Below are 23,674 nucleotides of genomic sequence, written 5' to 3' on the forward strand. Positions count from 1 at the left end.
TCGGGGGACGACCACGGTGATGGTCACAAGGGTTGGATCACGTGGATCACGTGGATCACGTCGGATCAGGAGACGAGCACGCGTACGTCCCAGGCGCCGAGCTCCAGCGCCGTGCCCAGGGGAAGGGACGTGTCGTTCAGGGCGTCGAAGAGGTCCACCGGGGTCTGGACGCGGGCGGGCTCCCAGCTCCAGTTGTGGACGATGTGGACGCGGCGGCCGTCGGGGGAGGTGCCGGTCGTCGCGGTGACGGACGCCGGGAGGTCCCGCCACGTGCTGCGGGAGGCCGGTGTCAGCCAGGCGGCCAGTACCCGGGCGAGGTCGCGGCCGGGGACGGTGCCGACGCGGGTGACGCGGCCCGCGCCGTGGCGGCGGGTGGTGACCGCGGGCCAGCGGCCGAAGTGCGGGTGGTCGTACACGGCGAGTACCTCGGCGTCGGTGACGGTCAGACCGTCCGCCCAGCGCGTCGCCGTCGCTTGCTCGGGCAGGTCGAGCGGACCGCCGGACGTGGACCGCACGGAGATCTCCCGTACGAGGTTGCTGAACTCGTCGTACGTCACGCCCGCCGCTTCCGCCAGCCGCCCGGGGGCCGGTTCCCGCCGGGCCCTGGCCTCGTGGTCGGCGTAGCCGGTACGCGGGCCGAGAACCAGGTGACCGCCCGCCTCCGCGTAGGCCGCGAGCCAGTCGAGCGTCGAGTCGGCGGCGAGGTACAACGCCGGGACGACGAGGACGGGGTGGCGTCGTACGGCCTCCTCGGGGGTCAGGCCCTCTCGTTCCCCGCGCGGGTCGTGCAGCTGGCGGGCGTGGACGATACGGACCTGGCGGCCGGCGTCGAAGGCGCCGCGGTAGAAGGGGTCGAAGACGCGGTGGTAGGCCTCCGGGTCCGGCTCGCCGTCCGGCCTGGCCAGCGGCGGGTACTTCCGCATGAGCCACTTGCTCGGCGTCGAGTAGACCATCGTGATGTCGGCGTCCGGTTCCAGCCCGGCGACGAGCGGGCCCGCCTTCTCCAACTCGCCGCCCAGACGGGCGAGTTCGGCGTACGTGCGGCCGGGCCGGCCGGTGTGGGGCAGGATGCCGCCCCAGTAGGTCTCCGCGCCGAAGTGCAGGGTGTGCCAGTGCCAGTACTCGATCATGCGGGCCCCGCGCGCGACCAGCGCCCAGGCCGCCTGGCGCCACTGGCCGTCGTAGCCGGGGCGGTTGTCCCACGGGAAGCCGATCGAGCCGGCGTTGGTCTCGGTGACCAGGAACGGCTCCTGGCGCGAGGAGAACATCCAGTCGGCGGTCTGGTACAGCGACCACACGCCGGTGGTCTTCCAGGTCTGCTCGTGGTCGTCGGGTGTGGTGTCGGGGAGCAGGAGGCCGTCCTGCATGTCGTAGTACGGGTTGCCGGAGGCGATGTCGAGGCGGTCGGTCAGCTCGTCGTCCTCCACCGCCGGGCGCTTGTAGGAGATGCAGGTGGTGACGAACTGCTCGGGGCGGGCGTACTCGCGGACGATGTCGGCCTGCCAGCCGATGAACTCGGTGACCTGACGGGCCTGGAACGCGCGCCAGGCGACGTCGTACTGGGGCTGGGCGTTGCCGTCCGGCGTCCACAGATCGGCCCACGTCGACAGCCGGTGGGACCAGTAGACCAGGCCCCATTCGCGGTTGAGGGTCTCGACGTCGCCGTACTTGTCGCGCAGGTGGTCGACGAAGCGCTGGAACACGCCGTGGTTGTGGAGCAGTTCGTTGCCCGGCTCGTTGTCGACCTGGAAGCCGATGACCGCGGGGTGGCCGGCGTACCGGGCGACGATCTCCCGGATGACCCGCTCGGCGTGGAAGCGGAACGCGGGGTGCGTGAAGTCGACCTCCTGGCGGGCGCCCCAGCCGATGCGCTCGCCGGTGCGCCGCTCGCCCGTGATCTCCGGGTACTGCCGGGCCAGCCACGGCGGGACGGCGTACGTCGGGGTGCCGAGGACGACCGAGATGCCGCGCTCGTGGGCGCCGTCGAGGACCGGCTGGAGCCAGTCGAGGTCGAAGCGGCCGTTCTCGGGCTCCCAGGTCGACCACACCGACTCGCCGACCCGGATCACCGTGAAGTGGGCGTCGGCCATCAGGTCGAGGTCGGTCTTGAGCCGTTCGTCGGACGGCGACTCGGGGGCGTAGGCGGGCTGGTACTCGTGGTAGTACGCGGCACCGAACAGGACGCGGGCAGGAAGAACTGCCAAGGGAGCCTCCAGAGCGAGTGGGGAGTGGAATGAGGACTGCGTGCCCTACTGCTTGACGCCGCCCGCGGCCAGTCCGCTCTGCCAGTACCGCTGGAGCAGCAGGAAGGCCATGACGAGCGGAAGGATCGAGATCAGGGAGCCGGTCACGACCAGCGCGAGCATGTCGCTGCTGGCACCGGCCCCGCCGTTCTGCGCCTGCGCGGCCCAGGACGAGAGCCCGACCGTGATGGGGTACAGGCTCGGGTCGTTGAGCATGATCAGCGGCAGGAAGTAGTTGTTCCAGGTCGCGACGAGCGTGAACAGCAGGACCGTCACCAGGCCCGGCGCGAGCAGGCGCAGCGCGATCGTGAAGAAGATCCGGGCCTCCCCGGCGCCGTCGATGCGCGCGGCTTCCAGGATGCTGTCGGGGACGGCGTCCTGGGCGTAGACGCGCATGAGGTAGAGGCCGAAGGGGTTGACGAGGGAGGGCAGGATGATCGCCCAAGGGGTGTTGACCAGGCCCGCCTCGGCGAAGAGCAGGTAGGTCGGGATGGCCAGGGCGGTGGCCGGGACCATGACGGCACCGAGGACGAGGTTGAAGCTCGCCCGGTCGCCGCGGAAGCGGAACTTGGCGAAGCCGTAACCGGCGGCTGCCGCGAGGAGGGCGGCGCCGAGCGCGCTCACGACGGCGTACATCACCGTGTTGAGCAGCCAGTGGACGAAGACCCCGTTGTCCTGGGTGAAGGTCTCCTTGATGTTCGTCAGCAGTTGCGGGGTGCGGGAGAACCACAGGCCGAAGCTGTTGAACAGGTCCTGGGTGCTCTTGGTCGAGGCGACCAGCAGCCAGAACAGGGGGAGGAGGAAGTAGGCCAGGGCGGCCAGCATGGCGATCGTCAGCGGGGTGCTGCGGCGCCGGGAGGCGGACCGGCGCCGGGCCGGCGCGGCGGGAGGCGGAGCCGGCGCCGCAGCGGCCTTCGCTGTCGGGATCGTGGTCGTCACGGGGTCCTCCTGCGGTTCGCGGTGAGCAGGACGGCGTAGGAGGCGATCACGATGACGAGGCCGAGGAGGAAGGACACCGTGGCCGCGTAGTTGAGCTTCTGGCCGGTGAAGGCGAGGGAGTAGGAGTAGAGGTTCGCCGTGTAGGAGCTGCTGATCACGTCCGGGGCGATGCTCATCAGCAGCTTCGGCTCGTTGAACAGCTGGAAGCTGCCGATCACCGAGAACAGCAGAGTGAGCAGCAGCGCGGGCCTGAGCGCCGGAAGCTTGACGGACCAGGCGACGCGCCAGGCGCCGGCCCCGTCCATCGCCGCCGCCTCGTACAGCTCCTGCGGGATGGTGCGCAGGGCGGCGTACAGAATGATCATGTTGTAGCCGACGAACTCCCACGTCACGACGTTGGCCAGGCTGGCGAGCATCCAGCCGTCGCTGAGGAAGTCGGGGACCGGCAGGCTGAGCTTCCGGCTCAGCTGGGCGAACGGGCCGAAGTCCGGCCCGTACAGATATCCCCACATGAGCGCGGCGACCACGCTCGGGACGGCGTACGGCACGAAGATGCCCAGCCGGATCACCCGGGCGAGCCGCAGCAGACCGCTGTCGAGAGCGAGCGCGAACAGCAGCGCCAGTACCAGCATCACCGGGACCTGGATCACGAAGAACAGCGCGACCCGTCCGACACCGTGGAGGAGCAGCGGGTCCTGGACGGCCTTGACGTAGTTGTCCAGCCCGACGAACGCCGTTCCGCCGATGAGGCGTTCCTCGAACAGGCTGAGGTAGGCGGCGTAGCCGAGCGGGGCGAGGAAGAGCAGGAGGAAGAGCACCATGAACGGTGCGACGAACAGCGGCCCTGCCGCCCGGCGCTTCCTCGCGACGGAGGTCGCGGTCATGTCAGCTCCCCTTGACGGTGAAGCCCTGGTCCTTGGCGTACGTGGTCAGCCGCGACTGCCAGGTGCCGAGCGCGCGGACGGAGTCGGTCTTGTCGGCGAGGGACTTGCCGACGGTCTCGGTCCAGTCCGTCGCCGCCTGGTCGAGGAACGGCGGCCACTGGAAGGAGGAGTTGACCGTGGAACTGATGTCGGCGAACAGCTGGTTGACCTTCTGGCCGCCGTAGAACGACGGCGCCTGGCCGACGAAGTCGGCGTCCGTGAGCAGGGACCTGGTCGCGGGGAAGAAGAACTGCTCGGTGGTGAACATCCGCGCGCTGGCCGGGTCGGTGTTGAGGAACTGCGCGAACCGGGCCGCCGCTATGGGGTTCTTGGTGGACCGGATGACCGCGGTGGTCGAGCCGCCCCAGTTGCCCGAGCTGGGCTTGGCCGCGTCCCACTGCGGCAGCGGGGCCGCCCGCCACTTGCCCGCGGTGGCCTTGGCGGAACCGGAGAGGAAGACGGGCCCCCAGGCCGCGGTGAGCCAGGTGGCGTACTTGCCCTTGTTGAGCGCGGCGTACCAGGCGTCGGTGAAGTCCGGCTCGACGCCGATGACCCCCTCCTTCGCGAGCCCGCCCCAGTACTCGCCGAGCTTCCTGGAGATCGCGTCGTCGACGCTGATGGCGATGTCGCTCTTGCCGGGCGTGACATAGGGCTTGGCGCCCGCCTGCCACTGAAGGCCGTGCCACGCGGCCGGCTGGTTCGCCGCGAGGTTGGTGAGGTAGACGTCGGGGTCGGCCTTGTGGAGCTTGCGTGCCGCCTCGGCGAACTCGTCCCAGGTTCCCGGGACTTCGATGCCGTGCTGGTCGAAGATGTCCTTCCGGTACAGCATGCCCATCGGGCCGGTGTCCTGGGGGATCGCCCAGACCTCGCCGTCGCTGCCGCTGACCTGGCCCCACGTCCAGTCGACGAACTGTCCCTTGAGCGCGGAGGCGCCGTAAGGGCGCAGGTCCAGCAGGCTGTCGGTGATGGTGAAGGTCGGGATGGCCTGGTACTCGATCTGCACCAGGTCCGGTGCGCCGCTGCCCGCCTTCAGTGCCGTACGCAGCTTGGTGTACTGCGGGGTGCCCTGGCCGGCGTTGACGACCTTGACCTTGATGGCCGGGTACTTCTTCTCGAAGAGCGCGACCTCCTTGTCGATGTTCGGGACCCAGGTCCAGAACGTCAGCTCGGTTGGCGTCTTCATCGCCTTGTCGATGTCGGCCTGGCCGACCGGCTCGGCGGCGGCGGAGGAGCCGCCGGAGTCGCTGCCGCCGCAGGCGGACAGCGCGGCACTCAGCGACAGGGCTCCCGTCGCGGTGAGGAAGAGCCGACGGTTCATGGAGGAGGAGCTGGCGAAGGATCTGGATGTGGGCATGGTGAACTCCCGCCGATGGCGAAGGGGATGGCACGCCGGGCGAGGGCGTGCGGAAGAGGGGTGATGAAGGTGATGAAGGTGGTGAAGGGGAGGGAAGGCGCAGGCGCGGATGTGACGACCGGGCGGCGAAGCCGACGGGTCGGGAGCCCGGCTGCGAGTGCTATTTACTGGCGTATACCGTCATATGCGGTCACATACCGGCAATGGCGGCACACAGGTATGAGCACGGGAGAGGCCGGAGAGTGCTGGTGTATGCGGTTTCAGGGCCGTTGGGTGAGGGGGGAACGCGGGCGTCGTCCACGTCCCGGGGGCGTCCGGGGCGGCGGAGGCTGGGTCGAAGCGCGGACGATGAGGTCGACCGGTGGGTCGCTCGTCGGCAGAGCCTCTGCTCGGGGGTTCTCGATGGCGTGTACCAGTCGCTTGAGCCCCTCTTGCGCCACGGTGTCGAACGGCTGCCGCACCGTGGTCAGCGGCGGAGTCACATAGGCGGCGACGGGGATGTCGTCGAAGCCGACGACACTGACGTCCTGAGGCACGCGCCGGCCGGCTTCCGTCAGGGCACGGATCAGCCCGATGGCCATGTCGTCGTTCGCGGCGAACACCGCCGTCACCTCCGGGTCGGCGGCCAGTTCCCGGCCCGCCGCGTAGCCGGAAGCGGCCGACCAGTCGCCGGCTGTGACCGGCGGTTCGGCCCTGCCGTGTGCGGCCAGCGCCGCCCGCCATCCCTGAAGACGGTCCTTGGCGGCGTACCACCGCCCGGGACCGGCGAGGTGATGAACGGTCGGGTGCCCCAGGTCCAGCAGATGCTCGACGGCCGCCCGTGCCATCAGGTCGGCGCCGCCTCCCGCGGCCAGCACTGTGGAGGCGGAGAAGGGCGGCGGCGCGCCGAGGACCAGAACCGGCACGCTGACGCGGACGGACAGGTCTCCCTCGTCCCCTTCCTCCTCGATCGGCTCGGAGATGACGATGCCGTCCACGCCCTGGTCGAGGAGCGAGTCCACGGCACCGGCGAGGCCCGCCGGGTCGCCTTCCATCGTGTTGACCACGCGGAGGGCGTAGCCCATGTCCCGGACGACCCGCTCCACACCCATGAGCAGTGAGGCGGGACCGTACAGGGCCGTGCCCAGCGTCACCACGCCGATCGAGCGGGTTCGTCCGGAAGCCAGCGCCCGGGCGGCGCTGTTGCGCCGGTAGCCGAGCTGTTCGGCGGCTTCGAGGACGCGCCGGCGTACCTCGGCGGAGACATACGGCTCGTCGTTGAAGACCCTCGACACCGTCTTCTGCGAGACCCCGGCCAGTCGGGCCACGTCCACGCTGCGCGGCGGCAGGGGGGTCCCGTCCCGTCCTGTTCCTCGCGTCATGACGTCTCCCGATGGCCGCACGATCGAGCCCAATGATGTCAGACGCCGTTTGTCTGACTGCGCTGTCATGTCTACGCAGTCATACGGCGGCCGTCAAGAGTCCGGAACGCATCCGTAACAGTCCGTCCGCCCTGCGGCCCTAAGGCTCCATGCCGGCTGAGAAGATCAACGAGGCGTACGATCGCGTCCTCGCCTCGGACGTGCTCCACCGCTTCGTGAGAGACACCTCTACGCTCGGCACCTCCACCCACGACACCTCCACACCCGGGACCACATCATGACCACGATCGCCGTCATCGGAGCCGGACCAGGTCTCGGAGCCGCGGTCGCCCGCCGATTCGGCCGCGCGGGCCACGACGTCGCGCTCATCGCGCGTGACCAGGCCCGGCTGGACGCCCTGGCCGCCGAACTCGCGGGCGACGGCGTCACGGCGCGCGGTTTCACCGCCGACGTACGCGACCCGAACGCCCTTCAGGCAGCTCTGGACGCCGCGCACGCCACGCTGGGTCCGATCGAGATCCTTCAGTACAGTCCGGTCCCACACCGGGACTTCATGCGGCCGGTCCTGGAGACGACGCCGGCGGACCTCATCGGCCCCCTCGAGTTCTCCGTCCACGGCCCGGTCGCCGCCGTACAGCAGGTACTGCCCGACATGCGGGCGCTCGGCCGCGGCACGATCCTGCTCGTCAACGGCGGCACCGCCGTGCTCCCGCACCCCGACCGTGCGGGCACCTCGATCGCGTTCGCCGCCGAGAGCGCCTACGGCCGGCTGCTGCACGAGACGCTCGCCCCCGAGGGCATCCACGTCGCGCAGCTGATCGTCCCCGGCGCGATCATCCCGGGCCATCACCGCAAGGACCCGGCCGTCCTGGCTGACACCTTGTGGGGCATGCACCAGGACCGGCACGGCTTCAGGCACTTCGCCGACGACCTCGACTCCTGACCGGTCGGCGCGGAGCTGTCCCGGCCCTCGGGCCCTTCTGATGGATCTCCGTGGAAGAAGGGCCCGAGGCGCGGACGCGGGCCGGGACAGCCGTACGACGGTGTGGGGCGCAGCGGTGAGCGCTGCTCAGCCGGCGGATCGCACGGTGGGCAGGGCGAGGTCGACCGGGCCCGCGCCGTTGCCGCTCTTGCAGGAGTCGTGGCAGTCCTTCTCCAAAGAGCAGCACAGTGAGCAGATCGCGCCCTCGTGGAACGGGCAGTTCGCCATGTCGGGGCGCTCGAAGGCGTCCGCGCACACCGAGCAGGTCAGCGTGACCGCCGACGGCAGGCCGTCCGCGCCGAGCAGCGGCTCGTCGAGGTCGTCGAGGCGGGCGATGTAGTACTTGCCCTTGGTCAGCAGCGCGAGCAAGGGGGAGAACACCATGGCCAGGAACAACGCGATGAACGGCGAGTACGCCTTGCCCAAGGCGCCGAACGCCTCGAAGTAGGCGGGGATGGAGACGGCCGAGGCGATGAGCATCGCGCCGAAGCCGACCGGGTTGAAGTTGTACAGGTGGGCCCGCTTGAACTCGACGTACGAGGGGCTGAGCTTCAGCGGCTTGTTGATGACGAGGTCGGCGACGACCGCGCCGATCCAGGCGATGGCGACGTTGGAGTAGAACCCCAGGACCGTGTTGAGGAAGCCGAACACGCCGCCTTCCATCAGGGCCAGCGCGATGCCGACGTTGAGGAAGATGTAGACGACGCGGCCGGGGTGGCGGTGGGTGAGCCGGGAGAAGAAGTTCGACCACGACAGCGAGCCCGAGTAGGCGTTCGTCACGTTGATCTTGATCTGGGACAGGATGACGAAGAACGTGGCCAGCCCCAGCGCGACCGGCGCCGCGAAGGTCTTGAAGCCGGAAATGTACATCTGGATGGGCTCGTTGGCCTTGGACAGGCCCACGCTGCCGGCGATGAAGAAGGCCAGGAAGGCACCGCCGATCTGCTTGGACGCTCCCAGCACCACCCAGCCGGGACCGGCCGAGAGCACCGCGGCCCACCAACTCCTCGCGTTCTCGGGCGTCTTGTCCGGCATGAAACGCAGATAGTCGACCTGCTCGCCGACCTGGGCGATCAGGGACAGGGCCACACCGGCGCCCGCGCCGATGCCGAGCATGCTGATGCTGGAGCCGGTGGACGAGTCACCGGCGAAGTGGGTGAACTGTGCGTACTTGCCCGGGTCCTGAATGGCGATGGAGACGAACGGAGCGACCATCAGGACCAGCCAGACGGGCTGGGTCCAGACCTGCATCTTCGACATCGCCGTCATCCCGTAGATCACCATCGGCAGGATGACCAGCGAGCAGAGGAGGTAGCCGACCCCCAGCGGTATGTGCATGCCCACCTCCAGGGCCTGCGCCATGATGGATCCTTCGAGGGCGAAGAAGATGAAGGTGAAGCTGGCGTAGATCACCGACGTGAGCGTCGAGCCCAGATTGCCGAAACCCGCGCCCCGGGTCAGCAGGTCCATGTCGATGGAGTACTTCGCCGAGTAGTACGAGATGGGCATTCCGGTCAGGAAGATGACCACTGCGGCGGCCAGGATCGCCACCATCGCGCTGGAAAAGCCGTGCGAGATGGCGATCGAACCGCCGATGGCGAAGTCCGCCAGATAGGCGATGCCGCCGAGGGCCGTGGTCGCCACCACATAGGGCGACCAGCGGCGGAAGGATTTCGGCGCGTAGCGCAGCGAGTAGTCCTCCAGTGTGTCGTTCTTCGTCCAGTTGTTGTACTTCCGAGGGGCCGTCGAGCTGGAGTTCAGTGCCTCGTTGTCGACAATCTCCGTCACGGTTCTTCCTTCTTCCGTACACCAGATCCCCTCCCGGACGGCCCGGGGTGGTGACGGAAGATTCCCGCCGCGTGATTTCCTGAGCGTTTCACAGGCTTTAAATGAAAATACCTTGGAAAACCTTGATGTGACGCGCATAGATTAAAGGGAATAATTAAGTCGCTGATAACTCGATCACGTGCAGCGGAATTGCCCGTGTGTATTGGCGGTCGTGGGCGGCGGGGTGTGGGGTCGCCACCGTGCGGGGACCCGGTCGTGGCGCGCGGCCGACGCTGCCCGCAGCCAGGGATGGCTTGATCCGATCAATGCTTCGGTTAGAAACTATTTCCGTGAGGGGGTAATGTCAACGGCGCGTCGAGATCCAGACCGCCGGCCCGCCTGTAGCGGCTGGTCGGCGCCGTCCACCAGGGCCCTGCCCGCGTAGGATCTAATGAGCAGGCGCATGCGGAGCAAGCGACGTCGATCATCATGGGTCGACAGCTCCGCTGGGATTCGCGCGGCCCTCAACCCTGGATGGTTTGTGCATGACTGATGTCTTTTCCCACCCTGATCCCGCCTGCCCCGCGGAGGACACCGAAGGGTCGCCGGCTACGCCGAAGCACCTCGATCTCTTTCTCCAGCCGCGCTACACCGTCGAGCTGCCGCCGCTGGACGAGGAGGAAGACGGCTTCCTGCCCCCCTCCGCGCCTGCCCCGCGACGGCACGGAGTGACCCGAGGCCGTTGACCGGCCCCTCGTACTCCCCAGGAGACCTTCCCGAGGAGACCTGCGGGCTGGTGCTCCACGACCGAGTGCGACTCGGTGCCGGCTTGCTCGCCGGCACTACCGTGGGTTCATGACGGCCCTGCTGGATGTACTGGTGGTCGGCGGCGGCCCGACCGGGCTCGCGCTCGCCGCGCAGCTGCGTGCGTACGGAACCCGGTTCCGGATCGTCGACCGCTCCCTGGACCGGGTGCACGAGTCGCGGGCGTTGGTCATTCAGCCCCGCACCCTCGAGGCGCTGGCGGGCTTCGGCGTGAGCGACGAGCTCGTCGCCCGCGGCAACACGGCGATGCGGCTGCGGCTGCACCTGCCCCGGCGGGTGGTGCGGCTCGCGCTGTTCGACATCGGGATGGCCGACACCTCGTACCCCTTCCTGCTGTTCCTGTCCCAGGCCGAGACCGAGACGGTCCTCGCCGAGCACCTCGCCGCGCGGGACGTGGTGGTCGAGCGCGGCACAGAGCTGGTCGGGCTGGAGCAGAAGGGCCCGCATTCCACCTGCCGGCTTCGGGACCGAGACGGCAGGGAGGAGACCGTGCGGGCGCGGTACGTCGTGGGCTGCGACGGCGCCCACAGCACCGTGCGCGCCCAGGCGGGCATCGCCTTCGACGGCTACGCCTATCCGCAGACGTTCCTGCTCGCCGATCTGGAGGTCGACGGGCTGGAGCCGGACGCCGTGCACACGTACCTGACCGGGGCCGGGGTGCTGTTCTTCTTCCCGCTCGGTTCGCCGGCCACCTGGCGCATGCTCGCGATGCGGCCGCCCGGTGCTCCGGACACCGAGGTCACGCTGTCGCTGTTGCGGAAGATCACCGACCGCTACACCGACGACCGCCTGATGCTGCGGGATCCGGCGTGGATGACCGACTTCCGGCTCCACAACCGCGGCGCCGCCCACTACCGCGCCGGGCGCTGCTTCCTTGCCGGGGACGCGGCCCACATCCACAGCCCGGCCGGGGGACAGGGGATGAACACCGGCATCCAGGACGCGCTCAACCTGGGCTGGAAGCTCGCCCTCGTCTGTCAGGGCGCCGCGCCGGAGGGACTGCTGGAGACGTACGAGGCCGAGCGTGCCCCGGTGGGCCGCGCCGTCCGGCGCCTCACCGACCGCGCCTTCACCATCGGCACCAGCGGCAACCCGGCCCTCCGCGTCGCCCGCACGCAACTCGCCCCGCGTCTGGCCCCGTTGGCGCTGCGTGCGACGGCACTGCGGGGGCGCGTCTTCCGCACCGTCTCCGAGCTCGGCATCCACTACCGGAGCAGCCCCGCCGCCACGGCAGGCTCGCGCCCGCCGGGGCGCGGTCCGCGGGCCGGGGACCGGCTGCCCGATCTTCCGCACGGGATCCAGTCCCGTTGCGCCGGCCCGGGGTATCACCTGCTGCTCACCGGACCGCCCCACCTGTGGAGCGACGAACGGATCGCCCCGCTCCTGCGCGGCCGTGACCACCTCGTCGGCGTCCACCGCGTCGAGGATCGGGGCCCTTGGCCCGGGGTCGTCCACGGGCTCGTACGCCCCGACGGCTACCTCGGATTTGTGGCCCGGGGCGCGTATCTCGCGGGGTTGGGCGCATACCTCGATCGCTGGCTCCCCCTGCCTGAGTAACTGGGGGTCCCAGCCGGTGGCGGCCCGTACCTGGTCGGCGGTCACCCCCGGGCGTACGGCGGTCAGGCGCAGTCCTCGCCCAGGCCGTCGTGAGCCAGGATGCCGAGTTCGGTGATCACGCATGCTCCTTGCGGAGTTTCCGCACCGCGCGCACCACGTCCTGGCCCGTGACCTCGTCGAGGCACGGGTGACTTGGGACGGGGCAGTGGCGGGCCCTGCTGTCCGCGCAGGGCCCCGTCTGGTCGCCGAGAAGGACGTTCGGGACGCCGTAGGGCCCCCAGCGCTCCGCCGGAACGACAGGGGCGAACTCCGCCGGAACGACAGCGGCGAACGCAGACGCGACGGGGGTCCCGACGGCCGTGGCCAGATGCGCGGGGCCGGTGTTGCCGCTCACCACGACGTCGGCCGAGCGCGGAACGCCCGCCAGGGTGCGCGGGGCGGTCCTGCGGCCGAGGTCCACCGCCGCCGCCCCGCTCACCCGCCGGGTGAGGCCCGCCTCGCCGGGGGTCCCGGTGACGACGACACGGTGCCCCGCGTCGACGAGCAGGGCCACGGCCTCGGCGCGGCGTTCCGGACTCCAGGCCCGGGCGGGCGCGCCGGCTCCGGGGTGGACGACGACGTACGGGCCGTTGCCGGTCAGCGCGACCGTGTCGGTGGTGGCAGGACACGCAGGCGGCCGTCGTCCCCGGCGTGCGGGAGGAAGCCCATCGCGGTGGCGGTGTCGAGCGCGGCCCCGGCCTCGTGGGGCCGGGGAGCCGCTGATGCCGTACGTCGAGGAGGCTGCCAGGGTGGTCGACGCTGTCGGCGCCGATCCGCCCGACGCCGGTCAGCCGCAACAACAGGGCCGTGGGCAGGGGACTTTGATGGAACGACGTGAGGACGAGCGCATCGAGGGACTTCCACCCGAGGCCGAGCCGTACACCGAACCGCGCGACACCCGGAAGTGGGACGTACTCCGGGGCGGTCGCCTCGGCTCGATGTGTGAAGGCCTGTGACGTGCTGGCGCGTTTTAAGTCAGTTGCTTGACTTTATTTCGCGGAATCGGCTTGGCTGGACCTCCGGAGCCGCACCCCCACAGGAGGCCCACCGTGAGCGACGTACGCATCGAGCAGCCGCTGGACTACCCCCTCTCCATGCCCTCCGCGCTGGAGGCGCCGCCGGAGTGGGCGGAGCTGCGGCAGAAGTGCCCGGTCGCTCGGGTGAAGCTGCCCAGCGGGGACGAGGCCGCCCTGGTCACGCGGTACGACGATGTCAAGAGTGTGCTGGCCGACCCCCGGTTCAGCCGCAATCTGAACGACCCCGGCGCGGCCCGGATCATCGACACCGAGTCGGGCGGACTGTTCAACAGCCCGGTGGGCAACATCCTTGCCGCCGAGGGCCACGAGCGGTGGCGCAGGATGGTCGGCAAGTGGTTCACGGCCAGGCGCATGGCCGCCCTGCGGCCCGGCATCGAAGCGACGGCCGACCGGCTCGTCGACGGGATGCTGGAGCACGGCCGAACGGCCGACCTCGTCACGCAGTTGGCCTTCCCGCTGCCGGTGTGGGTGATCTGCGACATGCTCGGTGCCCCGGAGAGCGACCGGGAGAAGTTCGCGCACTGGTCCGACATCGCCTTCAGCCTGACCGGGCACACCGAGGCCGAGATCGACGCCGCGCAGCAGGAGTTCACCGCCTACCTGACCGACCTCGTCGACGGCAAACGCGAGACGCCCGGGGATGACCTGCTCAGCGAACTGCTGGTCGCCACCGACGCCGAGGGACGGCCGATGTCCGCCCCGGGCCTGGTGGCCACCGCCCAGGCGCTGCTGGTCGCCGGACACGAGACCACCGCGAGCATGATCGGGAAGATGGTCGCGCTGCTGCTGGCCGACCGGCGGCACTGGGAACGGCTGCTCGCCGACCGGTCGTTGGTGCGTACGGCCGTCGAGGAGATCCTCCGTTTCGACCCCAACGGCGGCTTCGGTCTCCCGCGGTTCCTGTCCGAGGACGCCGAGATCTCCGGCGGTGTGGTGCCCTCCGGGACCACCGTGGTGTGCAGCATGGCCGCCGCCAACCGGGACGAGAGCGCGTTCGAGGGCGCCGGCGAGCTGGATCTCGGCCGCAGCCCCAACACGCACATCGCCTTCGGCGCCGGAGCGCACTCCTGCCTCGGACAGCCGCTGGCCCGCACCGAACTACAGGTCGTGCTCGACGTCCTGCTGCGCCGCCTGCCCACCCTCGACCTGGCCGTCGAGCCGGGCGAACTGCGCCGGGTCGAAGGGCTCGTCGTCGGCCGGCTGGAGGAGCTTCCGGTGCGGTGGTGAGAGCGCCCCGCGCGCTGCGTCCGCCCCCCCCAACCTCCCCCCCACCACTGCTCTGTCGAGGAGGCACGGCAATGAAGATCACCGTTGACGAGGCGAAATGCTGCGGCGCCGGCCAGTGCGTCATGGTCGCACCGGACGTGTTCGACCAGCGGGACGAGGACGGCGTGGTCGTCCTGCTGGACGCCGAGCCTCCGACGGAACTCCACCCGGCCGCACAGGAAGCCGCGAGTGTCTGCCCCGCGGCAGCCATCGTGGTCGACGAGACCGGGTGAGGGAGCGCGTCGTTTCGAGTTGATGTCGTAGGAACCATTGACTCGGCCCAGAGGTACTGCCATTGTCCCGACTACGTAGTCATCCGGCCTCAGTCGTACATCTGCGAGCCGCATTGACTACGTAGTCCAGACCGAGGCCACCCTGGGGGAGCGCATGGCGACCAGCAGAGCCGACGGGCCCCCGGGCGGGTCCGGGCGTCGGCGGCGCGGGCCCGGGATGACCGAGGTCGCGCGGGCCGCCGGCGTCTCGCAGAAGACGGTGTCGCGCGTCGTCAACGACGAGCCGCACGTCAGCCCGGAAGTGCGCGACCGCGTGCTGCGCGTCATCCGCGAGCTGGACTACCGTCCGAACAACGCGGCACGCGCCCTGCTCCTTGGCCGGTACCGGCGGATCGGCGTCGTCTCGCTGGGCACCGCGCTCTACGGGCCGTCCACCCTGCTCATCGCCCTGGAACGGGCCATGCAGCGAGCCGGATACTCCTTCGCCCTGGCCGGCACCCTGGAGGGCCAGCCGGTCTCGGTCGCCGTGGAGGCGCTGCTGGAGCAGGGCGTGGACGGGATCGTCCTGTCCGAACCGATCGACGACGGGACGCCGTTGAGGCTGAGCGCGGACGTGCCGGTGGTCAGCCTCGGCGACGGCGTTGAGCTCACCCAGGGTGGCGCCGCCGTGGTCGGCGCCGACGGCGTCGCCGCCGCCCGTGCCGCCACCGAGCACCTGCTCTCCCTCGGTCACCGCACCGTCTGGCACCTCCCCGGCCCGCACGACTGGTGGGCCGCCCGTGACCGCGCGCGCGGCTGGCGCGAGGCCCTCGCCGCCGCCGGAGCGCCCGAGCCGCCCTTGCCGGTGGAGGGCGACTGGAGCCCGGCCTCCGGCCATGCCGCCGGCCGGCAGCTGGCCCAACTCTCGGACGTCACGGCCGTGTTCGCCGCCAACGACGACATGGCGATCGGCGCCCTGCGAGCGTTCGCCGAGGCGGGTGTGTCCGTTCCCGGCGACATCAGCGTCGTCGGCTACGACGACATCCCCGCCGCCGCCTACCTCTCACCGCCCCTGACCACGGTCCGGCAGAACTTCAGCGCCGTCGCCGAGCATGCCGTCGACGTGCTGATCGCCATGATCGAGGGCAGCCCCAGGCCGCCCGAAGCCACCGACATCGCCGCCGAGTTGACCGTACGGTCCTCCACCGGACCGGTACGCGACCCCGACCCGCCGCCCCTGCGCTGACCCCCGCTTCCTCCTCGTACCGCTGAACCGTCGGCGGCACGGCCCGCGACACCCGCCGCGGGCCCGGTCCGCCCTGCCCGCCTGCGCCGCCCGGGACGGCCGCGCACGCGCACCCCGTAGCCGCACCACGTGAGGAGTCACGTGTGTACACCCCCGCACCCCCGTCAGATCACCCGTCAGGCCAGCCGTCACACCATCCGTCACCTCAGTCCTCCCTGCCCCGCCGCGGACTGCTGCGCGGCGCCCTCGGCCTCGGCGCGGCCGCCGCACTGGCCGCCTGCGGAGGCGAAAGCACCGCCGCCCGCCTCTCCGGAGACGTGACCCTGTCCCTGTGGACCCACGACCCCGGGTACCAGGCCTTCTTCACCCAGGGCATACCGGAGGCCGACCGGCTCACCGACTTCCGCTACCGCCTGAAGGTCACCCGCGCCGGAGCCGCCGACCTCGTCACCAAGCTGCTCGCGCAGGCCGTCGCCGGACGCGGCACGCCGGACACCATGGGCTTCGAGATCAGCGGTTTCACCCGCATGCTGCGCGGCGACATCGCCCCACGGCTGCTGCACGACTTCACCGCCGACATCGCCGCCGTACCCGGCCTCGAGGCGGACCTGCTCCCGGCCCGCATCGCCCCGTACAGCGCCGACGGCCACGTGTACGCCCTCGACTCGGACACCCCGATGGTCGTCTACTACTACCGCGACGACCTGTTCACCCGGTACGGCATCCCGAAGGACACCCCGACCTGGGAGGAGTTCACCGAGGTCGGTGCCCGCGTGTACCAGGACCACGGTGCCTCCCTCTGCGTCGTCAGCACCGCCGGAAGTGACGTCGGCCAGCTCGTCGGCTCCTTCCAGATGCTGCTCTACCAGCGCGGCGGCGCCTTCTTCGACGCCGACCAGAACCTGGTCCTCGACTCGGCCGAGGCGGAGGAGGTACTGCGCTTCCTGTGCGACGGGCTGCGCACCGGCTTCGTCATCGACATCTCCGACTACTACGGGGCCTCGATGCAGACCGCCCTCAAGCAGGGCAAGGTCATCGGCCTGCCCATGGCCAGCTGGTACAAGAGCTACGGCCTCGTGCCCAACGTGCCCGAGCAGAAGGGGAAATGGCGGGTCAGGGCGCTGCCGAAGTTCGCGAAGGGCGGTACGGCGACGGCCGCGCTCGGCGGCACCGGCTTCGGCGTCCTCAAGGACAAGGCCAACACCGAAGCCGCCACGGACTTCCTCCTCAACACCTGGCTCACCCACGACGGCCAGGTCCGCCGCTTCACCGAGACGGGCTATCTGCCCACCCGCCGGTCCGTGTACGAGGATCCCCGACTCAACGCGATACAGGACGAGTTCTGCGGCGGCCAGCGCCTCTTCAGTCTCTATCGCTCCCTGCTCCCGGAGGTGCCCGCCGTCCACCAGAGCCCCGACCAGTCGATCCTCTTCGACGTGCTCGGCGGCAACCTGCTGCGCGCCTACCACGGCGACCTGACCCCGCGTCAGGCCCTGAAACAGACCGTGGCGGACTTCCGTGACCAGGCCGGACGCTAGGAGGCCCCACACATGACCACCGCCGTCGCCGGCCGCCCGGCACGCACCGCTCGTGAACACGGCAGCACCAGGCACCCGACCCGCCCGAAGAAGTCCTGGGCGCCCTACCTCTTCATCTCGCCCTTCTACCTCCTCTACGTCCTGTTCATGCTGGTCCCCGTCGGGGTCTCGCTGTGGCTGAGCCTGACCGAATGGGTCGGCCTCGGCACCCCGCGCTGGGTGGGCCTGCGCAACTACCGGCTCCTCGCCACCGACATCAGCTTCCACCGGGCCCTGGGCAACACGGCCGTCTTCGTGCTGATCGCGGTCTGCGTGGTCGTGCCGCTCGCGCTGCTGATCGCCCAGGCCCTCAACACCCGTGGTCTGCGCGCCCGCGATCTGTGGCGCACCGCCTACTTCGTGCCGATCGTCGTCTCCCCGATCCTCGTCGCGCTCATCTTCGGCCTGATCTTCGACCGGCAGTTCGGGCTGATGAACTCGGTGCTGCGGGCCCTGTTCGGCACCGGAGGCGTCGACTGGCTCGGCGACCCGGGCCTGGCCAAGGTGAGCATCGGCCTGGTGATGCTGTGGCGCTGGACCGGCTACCTCACCATCTTCTTCCTGGCCGGACTCCAGAACGTGCCAAGGGAGTTGTACGAGTCCGCCGCCCTCGACGGCGCCGGCCGCATGCGCACGTTCACGACGATCACCCTGCCGGCGCTGAAGCCGGTGACGGCCTTCGTCGTCGTCACCTCCTTCATCGGAGCGGCCCAGATCTTCGAGGAGCCGTACCTGCTGACCGGCGGCGGCCCGGCCGAGTCGACGCTGTCGGTGACGATGTTCATCTACCGGGCCGCCTTCCAGCGCCAGCAGTTCGGCTACGCCGCCGCGGCGGCCGTCGTCCTCTTCGTCCTCGTCTTCGGTCTCAGCCAGCTCTTCAACCGTCTCCTCGGCATCGGGAGGGCCGCCTCATGAACACCGGAACGAGAAGCGGGCGCGCCCTGCTCTACGCCACGCTCGTCCTGCTGCTCCTGGCCTTCCTCGCCCCGCTGCTATGGGCGTTGAGCGGCTCCTTCAAGCCGCGCGGCGACATCTTCGCCTATCCGCCCGACCCGATTCCCGACCCCTTCACCCTGCACAACTACCGCGCGCTGTTCGATCAGCCCTTCGTGCGCTGGTTCGTGATGAGCACGGTGGTCGCCGTCGTCGCGACGGTCGTGTCGGTGTTCGTGTGCGCGCTGGCCGGCTACGGCTTCGCCAAGTTCCGCTTCGCGGGCAAACGGCTGCTGTTCGGCGTGATGTTCAGCTCGCTGTCCATCCCGTTCGCGGTGATCCTCGTGCCGCTGTTCGTGATCCTCGTCAAGACCGGGCTCGGCAGTCCCTGGTTCGCGCTGATCGTGCCGTGGGTGGCCCCCGCGTTCGGGATCTTCATGATGCAGCAGTACATCGTGCAGTCCATCCCGGACTCCGTGCTCGAAGCCGCCCGCATCGACGGAGCGAGCGAGTTCGGCATCTTCCGGCGGATCGTGCTGCCTCTGCTGCGGCCTTCCCTCGGCGCGCTCGCCGTATGGCAGTTCCTCCAGAGCTACAACAGCTTCCTGTGGCCGCTGGTCCTGGTCACCGACAGCTCCCAGTACACCCTCCCGCTCGGCCTCCAGACCCTGTTCGTATCGGAGAACCGGCAGTACGACCTGGTGCTGGCCGGAGCCGTCCTCGCCGTCGTGCCCGCCGTCGCCCTCTTCGTCGTGCTCCGCAAACAGCTCCTCGAAGGCCTGTCCACGGGCGCGGTCAAGGGCTGACAACCCACAGTCAACTACCGTATGGGAGAAGGATGTTCGAGCTTCCTCGCCGGGTTCTGTTCGGCGCCGCCTACTACCACGAGTACCAGCCGTACGAGCGCCTCAAGGACGACCTCGATCTGATGGCCGAGGCCCGCTTCACGGTGATCCGGGTCGGCGAGTCGGTGTGGTCGACCTGGGAGCCCGAGAACGGCCGCTTCGACCTCGACTGGCTCCAGCCGGTCCTGGACGGCGCGCACGAGCGGGGCATCTCGGTGATCCTCGGGACGCCGACGTACGCCGTGCCGCCCTGGCTGGCCCGGCAGTACCCGGAGATCGCGGGGGAGGGGCGTACGGGTGAGCGCATCGGCTGGGGCGCCCGGCAGGAGGTCGACCTCACCCACCCGGCGTTCCGCTTCCACGCCGAGCGGGTCATCCGGAAGATCGTCGCCCGGTACGCCGACCACCCGGCCGTGATCGGCTTCCAGGTCGACAACGAGCCGGGCCTCCATCTCCTGCACAACCACGGCGTGTTCCAGCGCTTCACCGACGAACTGCGCGAGCGGTACGGGGACGTGGAGACCCTCAACCGCGAATGGGGCCTGGTCTACTGGTCGCACCGGCTGTCGACCTGGGCCGACCTGTGGACTCCGGACGGCAACGTCCAGCCCCAGTACGACCTGGCCTGGCGGCGCTTCCAGGCCCGCCTCGTCACCGAGTTCATCGCCTGGCAGGCGGACATCGCGCGCGAGTACGCCCGCCCCGGCCAGTTCGTCACCACCTGCATCTCCTACGACCGCCCGGCCGTCGAGGACGACAAACTGACCGAGCGGCTCGACGTCACGGCGGGCAACCCGTACTACACCATGCAGGACGCCCTGGCCCTGCCCGACGGGAACCGCGACGACCAGGGCTGGACGACCAACGGCACCTGGGCCCTGTACCGCAGCGCCGACCGCATGTACTCCTCCCGCCAGGAGCCCTTCCTGGTGACGGAGACCAACGCCCAGGCCATCGGCTACCCCTGGAACAACCGCCCGGCCTACGACGGCCAGTGGCGCCAGGCCGCCTGGGCGCTGATCTCCCGGGGCGCCTCGATGATCGAGTACTGGCACTGGCACACCCTGCACTTCGGCGCCGAGACCTACTGGGGAGGCGTCCTCCCGCACAACGGCCGCCCCGGCCGCGTGTACCGCGAACTCGCCGTTCTGGGTCAGGAGTTGGAGACGGCGGGCGATCTGGTGGCGTCCCTGACCCCCGATGCCGACGTCGCCTTCCTGTACGACGGCCCCAGCAAGTGGGCGCTTCAGGCCCAGCCGCCGCTGGTCACCTCCGACGGGGGTCCGGACGGGCGGTCGTACGAGACCGTCTTCGACGCCTTCTACCGGGGCGCCTTCGACGCGGGCCTCCAGTCGCGCATCCTGCACCCCGGACAACTCCCGGACGGTGACCTGCCTCCTGTGCTGGTCGTCCCTGCCTACTACGCCGCCGACGACGAGACGCTGGACCGGCTGAAGTCCTACGCCGAGGCGGGCGGTCACCTGGTAGTGGGCCCCCGCACCGGCTACGGCGACACCGAGGCCAGGGCACGCACCGACGCGCAGCCCGGGCGGCTGGCCGAGGCGGCGGGCGTGACGTACGACGAGTTCAGCAACCTGAGCGGCCCGCTCGCGGTGGCCGGCACGGCCGCCCTGCCCCTCCCGCCACAGGCCCGGGCCCTGCACTGGGCCGACGGCCTCCAGCCGCGGGGCGCCGAGGCGCTGGCGGCCTACGAACACCCGCACTACGGTCGCTGGCCCGCCGCCACCACGCACTCCTGCGGCGCCGGGCGGATCACGTACGTCGGCACCGTCCCCGATCCCGCCTTCGCCCGCGCCCTGTTGCGGTGGGCCGCGCCGGCCGACGCCTGGCGCCCGTCCCACCCGAGCGTGACCTCGGCCTCGGCCACCGCCCGCGACGGCCGCCGGGTCCGCTTCCTGCACAACTGGTCGTGGGAGCCGGTCTCCGTCCCCGTTCCGGCCGCCGTACGGGACGTGCTGTCCAGCGCGGCCTACTCGGACGAGGTTCCGCTCGGCCCCTGGGACGTGAAGGTCCTCGCGGAGCAGGGGGAGGCTTAGGAGCAGCCCACAGGCGGAGTCCGCCTCAGCCGTGTATCGCGGTGGTGCCGCGTGGCGCGTGGGTCCGTGGCCGTGGCTTCCGGTGACGGCGACGGCGGTGCGCCGCCCCGCTTCTCGCCAGGGCCAGGCCCAGACAGAAGAGGAGGGCCAGCGCGAGGCCGGAGCTGAAGATGGCGAGCGTGTTCATGGTGGCGATCTGCTGATCGAGCACCGACACCGTGTACTCGGGCCCGCCGGACAGGTTGTCGGCGATCGCCAGAGCGGTGAAGGCGGCCGTGGCGGCGAGGAGGAGCAGTCCGAGGAACAGCATCCGAGTCATCTCCTCAGAAGGGGGGGGTGCTGCACCGGTTCCGGGTACCCGCGGCCCGGTCGGCCATGTGAAGTCGCCGTCGGAACGAACGATCGACGCCCGGCGGAGCGGGTACGCGGCGGGGAGGAACCGAGGAAGAAGATGGTGGCGATGATCTCCCAACTGGTCACGGTGCCCGTGGACGGCGAGGTGCTCCCGGGTGATGTCATGGTGCCGGACGACGCCCGGGCGGTGGTGCTCTTCGCCCACGGCAGCGGCAGCTCTCGGCGCAGCCCGCGCAACCGGATGGTCGCCGCAGAGCTGCGTACCGCCGGACTCGGCACCGTCCTGATGGACCTGCTCACCGAGCGTGAGGACCGCACGGACGCGGTGACGGCCGAGCACCGTTTCGACATCCCGCTCCTGGGCGGCCGTCTGGTCGCAGTGATCGACTGGCTGGCGTCCCAGCCTGACACCAAGGGTCTGCCGGTGGCCCTGTTCGGTGCCAGTACCGGGGCGGCAGCGGCTCTGGTCGCCGCGGCGGAGCGGCCGGACCGGATCCTGACCGTCGTCTCCCGGGGCGGCCGGCCCGACCTGGCGGGCGACGCCCTGGAGCGCGTACGGGCTTCGGTGCTGCTCGTCGTCGGTGGCGAGGACCGAGAGGTGATACGGCTCAACCAGCAGGCCGCCCGGCGGCTGGCAGGCCCGCATTCCCTGCGGGTGGTGCCGGGTGCCACCCACCTGTTCGAGGAGCCGGGTGCGCTGGAGCAGGTCGCGGAAGTCACGAGGAACTGGTGCGACGACCGCCTCAAGGCCCGGCAGCAGGCCCGGCAGCAGTGAGGCACGCGCGCACGCGAGACGCACGCCAGAAGTGGAGTGACAACGGATGAAGTTCGGAGTGTCCACCTTTCTCACCGACGAGGGCATCGGCCCCGCGGCGCTGGGGCCCGCTCTGGAGGGACGCGGCTTCGACGCCCTGTTCCTCGCGGAACACAGCCACATCCCGGCATCCCGTGAGACCCCCTATCCCGGGGGCGGCGAACTGCCCCGCGTGTACTACCGCACCCTCGATCCCCTGGTCGCCCTCGCCGCGACCGCCGTCGTGACCCGGGACCTGCTGCTCGGCACCGGGATAGCCATAGTGGTCCAGCGGGATCCGATCCACACCGCGAAGGAGGTCGCCACGCTCGATCTGGTCTCCGGGGGCCGCGCCGTGTTCGGGGTCGGCGCCGGCTGGAACCGGGAGGAGATGCGCAACCACGGCACGGATCCGCGCGGCCGCGGCCGGCTGATGGACGAGCGCATCCGCGCGATCATCGCGCTGTGGACCCAGGAGGAGGCAGAGTTCCACGGCGACTTCGTCGACTTCGATCCGGTCTTCGCCTGGCCCAAGCCCGTCCAGCGACCGCATCCGCCGATCTACGTCGGCGGCGGCAGCGAGCGCACCTTCGCCCGGGTGGCCGAGTACGGATCGGTGTGGATGCCCACCGGCGTCCACCCCAAGGAGCTGGGCGCGCAGATCGACCGGATGCGGCAGGTGACGGGCGCCGAGACGCCTGTGGTGGTGTACGCCGCCCCGCACGACCCGGAGGCGCTCGAGGCCTATGCCGGACTCGGCGTCGAGCGGGTGCTGCTGTACCTGCCGACCCACCCGGAGGACCAGACGCTGCGCACCCTCGACGAGTACGCCGAGGCCGTCTCGGCGTACCGCTGAGTCCGGGGAGCCCACGGTGCCGGACATGGAGCGGGACGAGGCGCGCGAGCGGTTCGGCGAGGCGCGGATCGCCCGGCTGGCGACGATCGACCCCGGGGGACGCCCGCACCTGGTTCCGGTCGTCTTCGCGCGGCGCGGCGACGACATCGTCACCGCCGTCGACCAGAAGCCGAAGCGGTCCCAGCGGCTCGCACGACTGCGCAACATCGCCGTCCACCCGGCCGTCAGCCTCCTCGTGGACACGTACGACGAGGACTGGGACAGCCTGTGGTGGGTGCGGGCCGACGGCGGCGCCCGGATCGTGCCGCCCGACGCACCCGGCGTCCCCGGTGAGGAGGCACGGGAGGAGCACGCCGCCGCCGTCGCGCTGTTGCGGCAGAAGTACCCCCAGTACCGGGAACGGCCGCCCGAGGGACCGGTGATCGTGGTCGACGTCCTGCGGTGGAGCGGCTGGCGGGCCGTACGGGAAGACGACGGGGCCTGATCCGATGACCGATCCCACCGGGAG

General features: G+C 70.4%; 21 protein-coding genes and 1 pseudogene. 14 read left to right on the plus strand and 8 right to left on the minus strand.

Going from position 1 to position 23,674, the window contains the following annotated elements:
* Nucleotides 1–65 precede the first annotated feature (65 nt).
* The 5 genes from AB0I77_RS21530 to AB0I77_RS21550 form a co-directional block, all read right to left on the minus strand.
* Entirely contained in the window at nucleotides 66–2,204 is a 2,139-nt protein-coding gene (locus AB0I77_RS21530; RefSeq protein ID WP_363284240.1) for a beta-galactosidase, read from the minus strand.
* A 45-nt stretch (nucleotides 2,205–2,249) separates the two neighbouring features.
* Nucleotides 2,250–3,182, minus strand: a complete 933-nt coding sequence (locus AB0I77_RS21535; protein ID WP_363284241.1) for a carbohydrate ABC transporter permease — start codon at nucleotides 3,180–3,182, stop codon at nucleotides 2,250–2,252.
* Nucleotides 3,179–4,066, minus strand: coding sequence for a sugar ABC transporter permease (locus tag AB0I77_RS21540; protein WP_363284243.1), 888 nt, complete (start codon nucleotides 4,064–4,066; stop codon nucleotides 3,179–3,181). The genes AB0I77_RS21535 and AB0I77_RS21540 overlap by 4 nt, the downstream gene beginning before the upstream one ends.
* A gap of 1 nt (nucleotide 4,067) precedes the next feature.
* Nucleotides 4,068–5,459, minus strand: a complete 1,392-nt coding sequence (locus AB0I77_RS21545) for an extracellular solute-binding protein (RefSeq protein WP_363284244.1) — start codon at nucleotides 5,457–5,459, stop codon at nucleotides 4,068–4,070.
* A gap of 260 nt (nucleotides 5,460–5,719) precedes the next feature.
* Nucleotides 5,720–6,820, minus strand: coding sequence for a LacI family DNA-binding transcriptional regulator (locus AB0I77_RS21550; RefSeq protein WP_363284245.1), 1,101 nt, complete (start codon nucleotides 6,818–6,820; stop codon nucleotides 5,720–5,722).
* A gap of 277 nt (nucleotides 6,821–7,097) precedes the next feature.
* On the opposite strand from AB0I77_RS21550, the gene AB0I77_RS21555 reads away from it, so the two are divergent.
* Nucleotides 7,098–7,763, plus strand: a complete 666-nt coding sequence (locus AB0I77_RS21555) for an SDR family NAD(P)-dependent oxidoreductase (protein ID WP_363284246.1) — start codon at nucleotides 7,098–7,100, stop codon at nucleotides 7,761–7,763.
* Nucleotides 7,764–7,889: 126 nt separating this feature from the next.
* Here the strand turns inward: AB0I77_RS21555 and AB0I77_RS21560 are convergent, their stop codons facing one another.
* A complete protein-coding gene (locus AB0I77_RS21560; protein ID WP_363284247.1) occupies nucleotides 7,890–9,590 on the minus strand; it encodes a hypothetical protein in 1,701 nt (566 codons plus the stop codon).
* Nucleotides 9,591–10,114: 524 nt separating this feature from the next.
* On the opposite strand from AB0I77_RS21560, the gene AB0I77_RS21565 reads away from it, so the two are divergent.
* On the plus strand, nucleotides 10,115–10,315 hold the full coding sequence (locus AB0I77_RS21565) for a hypothetical protein (RefSeq protein ID WP_363284248.1): 201 nt from the start codon (nucleotides 10,115–10,117) through the stop codon (nucleotides 10,313–10,315).
* A 109-nt stretch (nucleotides 10,316–10,424) separates the two neighbouring features.
* Entirely contained in the window at nucleotides 10,425–11,951 is a 1,527-nt protein-coding gene (locus AB0I77_RS21570) for an FAD-dependent monooxygenase (protein WP_363284249.1), read from the plus strand.
* Nucleotides 11,952–12,066: 115 nt separating this feature from the next.
* Here the strand turns inward: AB0I77_RS21570 and AB0I77_RS21575 are convergent.
* Nucleotides 12,067–12,841, minus strand: a pseudogene (locus tag AB0I77_RS21575) (glycosyltransferase family 9 protein); the annotation flags it as partial.
* Between AB0I77_RS21575 and AB0I77_RS21580 the strand changes: the two are divergent.
* From AB0I77_RS21580 to AB0I77_RS21615, 8 genes are all read left to right on the plus strand, one after another.
* Entirely contained in the window at nucleotides 12,815–12,946 is a 132-nt protein-coding gene (locus AB0I77_RS21580) for a hypothetical protein (protein WP_363284250.1), read from the plus strand. The pseudogene AB0I77_RS21575 and the gene AB0I77_RS21580 overlap by 27 nt on opposite strands.
* A gap of 138 nt (nucleotides 12,947–13,084) precedes the next feature.
* The gene (locus AB0I77_RS21585) at nucleotides 13,085–14,254 is read left to right on the plus strand and encodes a cytochrome P450 (RefSeq protein WP_363284283.1); all 1,170 of its coding nucleotides are present in this window, start codon (nucleotides 13,085–13,087) and stop codon (nucleotides 14,252–14,254) included.
* A 71-nt stretch (nucleotides 14,255–14,325) separates the two neighbouring features.
* A complete protein-coding gene (locus tag AB0I77_RS21590; protein WP_363284251.1) occupies nucleotides 14,326–14,526 on the plus strand; it encodes a ferredoxin in 201 nt (66 codons plus the stop codon).
* A 217-nt stretch (nucleotides 14,527–14,743) separates the two neighbouring features.
* Nucleotides 14,744–15,751, plus strand: a complete 1,008-nt coding sequence (locus AB0I77_RS21595; RefSeq protein WP_363284284.1) for a LacI family DNA-binding transcriptional regulator — start codon at nucleotides 14,744–14,746, stop codon at nucleotides 15,749–15,751.
* 143 nt (nucleotides 15,752–15,894) lie between these two features.
* The gene (locus tag AB0I77_RS21600; RefSeq protein ID WP_363284252.1) at nucleotides 15,895–17,289 is read left to right on the plus strand and encodes an ABC transporter substrate-binding protein; all 1,395 of its coding nucleotides are present in this window, start codon (nucleotides 15,895–15,897) and stop codon (nucleotides 17,287–17,289) included.
* Nucleotides 17,290–17,301: 12 nt separating this feature from the next.
* Complete coding sequence (locus AB0I77_RS21605) at nucleotides 17,302–18,243, plus strand: sugar ABC transporter permease (protein WP_363284253.1); 942 nt, start codon at nucleotides 17,302–17,304, stop codon at nucleotides 18,241–18,243.
* Complete coding sequence (locus AB0I77_RS21610) at nucleotides 18,240–19,067, plus strand: carbohydrate ABC transporter permease (RefSeq protein WP_363284254.1); 828 nt, start codon at nucleotides 18,240–18,242, stop codon at nucleotides 19,065–19,067. Before AB0I77_RS21605 ends, AB0I77_RS21610 begins: the two co-directional genes overlap by 4 nt.
* Nucleotides 19,068–19,099: 32 nt before the next feature.
* Entirely contained in the window at nucleotides 19,100–21,163 is a 2,064-nt protein-coding gene (locus AB0I77_RS21615) for a beta-galactosidase (RefSeq protein ID WP_363284255.1), read from the plus strand.
* Nucleotides 21,164–21,188: 25 nt separating this feature from the next.
* On the opposite strand, the gene AB0I77_RS21620 is transcribed toward AB0I77_RS21615, so the two are convergent.
* Nucleotides 21,189–21,473: a hypothetical protein gene (locus AB0I77_RS21620; protein WP_363284256.1), complete on the minus strand. Its 285-nt coding sequence runs from the start codon at nucleotides 21,471–21,473 to the stop codon at nucleotides 21,189–21,191.
* Between the two features lie 150 nt (nucleotides 21,474–21,623).
* Here AB0I77_RS21620 and AB0I77_RS21625 point away from each other — a divergent pair, with 150 nt between their 5' ends.
* Genes AB0I77_RS21625 through AB0I77_RS21635 form a run of 3 tightly spaced genes read left to right on the plus strand, consistent with a single transcriptional unit; the run spans nucleotide 21,624 to nucleotide 23,650 of the window.
* Nucleotides 21,624–22,292 (plus strand): dienelactone hydrolase family protein, encoded by a 669-nt coding sequence (locus AB0I77_RS21625; RefSeq protein WP_363284285.1) that lies wholly within the window; start codon nucleotides 21,624–21,626, stop codon nucleotides 22,290–22,292.
* 46 nt (nucleotides 22,293–22,338) lie between these two features.
* Entirely contained in the window at nucleotides 22,339–23,166 is an 828-nt protein-coding gene (locus tag AB0I77_RS21630; RefSeq protein WP_363284257.1) for an LLM class F420-dependent oxidoreductase, read from the plus strand.
* 16 nt (nucleotides 23,167–23,182) lie between these two features.
* Nucleotides 23,183–23,650 carry a TIGR03668 family PPOX class F420-dependent oxidoreductase gene (locus tag AB0I77_RS21635; RefSeq protein ID WP_363284258.1) on the plus strand — a complete coding sequence of 156 codons (468 nt, stop codon included), beginning with the start codon at nucleotides 23,183–23,185 and terminating at the stop codon, nucleotides 23,648–23,650.
* Nucleotides 23,651–23,674: the final 24 nt, after the last annotated feature.

Origin of the sequence: Streptomyces sp. NPDC050619 (genome assembly GCF_040654815.1) — a bacterium.
Taxonomy (GTDB): domain Bacteria; phylum Actinomycetota; class Actinomycetes; order Streptomycetales; family Streptomycetaceae; genus Streptomyces.

Excerpts from the sequence above, each read along its gene's own strand:
- AB0I77_RS21540 (WP_363284243.1), bottom strand. The coding sequence starts at position 4,066 with ATGACCGCGACCTCCGTCGCGAGGAAGCGCCGGGCGGCAGGGCCGCTG.
- AB0I77_RS21545 (WP_363284244.1), bottom strand. The coding sequence starts at position 5,459 with ATGCCCACATCCAGATCCTTCGCCAGCTCCTCCTCCATGAACCGTCGG.
- AB0I77_RS21550 (WP_363284245.1), bottom strand. The coding sequence starts at position 6,820 with ATGACGCGAGGAACAGGACGGGACGGGACCCCCCTGCCGCCGCGCAGC.
- AB0I77_RS21555 (WP_363284246.1), top strand. The coding sequence starts at position 7,098 with ATGACCACGATCGCCGTCATCGGAGCCGGACCAGGTCTCGGAGCCGCG.
- AB0I77_RS21565 (WP_363284248.1), top strand. The coding sequence starts at position 10,115 with ATGACTGATGTCTTTTCCCACCCTGATCCCGCCTGCCCCGCGGAGGAC.
- AB0I77_RS21570 (WP_363284249.1), top strand. The coding sequence starts at position 10,425 with ATGACGGCCCTGCTGGATGTACTGGTGGTCGGCGGCGGCCCGACCGGG.
- AB0I77_RS21580 (WP_363284250.1), top strand. The coding sequence starts at position 12,815 with ATGGAACGACGTGAGGACGAGCGCATCGAGGGACTTCCACCCGAGGCC.
- AB0I77_RS21585 (WP_363284283.1), top strand. The coding sequence starts at position 13,085 with ATGCCCTCCGCGCTGGAGGCGCCGCCGGAGTGGGCGGAGCTGCGGCAG.
- AB0I77_RS21590 (WP_363284251.1), top strand. The coding sequence starts at position 14,326 with ATGAAGATCACCGTTGACGAGGCGAAATGCTGCGGCGCCGGCCAGTGC.
- AB0I77_RS21595 (WP_363284284.1), top strand. The coding sequence starts at position 14,744 with ATGACCGAGGTCGCGCGGGCCGCCGGCGTCTCGCAGAAGACGGTGTCG.
- AB0I77_RS21605 (WP_363284253.1), top strand. The coding sequence starts at position 17,302 with ATGACCACCGCCGTCGCCGGCCGCCCGGCACGCACCGCTCGTGAACAC.
- AB0I77_RS21610 (WP_363284254.1), top strand. The coding sequence starts at position 18,240 with ATGAACACCGGAACGAGAAGCGGGCGCGCCCTGCTCTACGCCACGCTC.
- AB0I77_RS21615 (WP_363284255.1), top strand. The coding sequence starts at position 19,100 with ATGTTCGAGCTTCCTCGCCGGGTTCTGTTCGGCGCCGCCTACTACCAC.
- AB0I77_RS21620 (WP_363284256.1), bottom strand. The coding sequence starts at position 21,473 with ATGCTGTTCCTCGGACTGCTCCTCCTCGCCGCCACGGCCGCCTTCACC.
- AB0I77_RS21625 (WP_363284285.1), top strand. The coding sequence starts at position 21,624 with ATGATCTCCCAACTGGTCACGGTGCCCGTGGACGGCGAGGTGCTCCCG.
- AB0I77_RS21630 (WP_363284257.1), top strand. The coding sequence starts at position 22,339 with ATGAAGTTCGGAGTGTCCACCTTTCTCACCGACGAGGGCATCGGCCCC.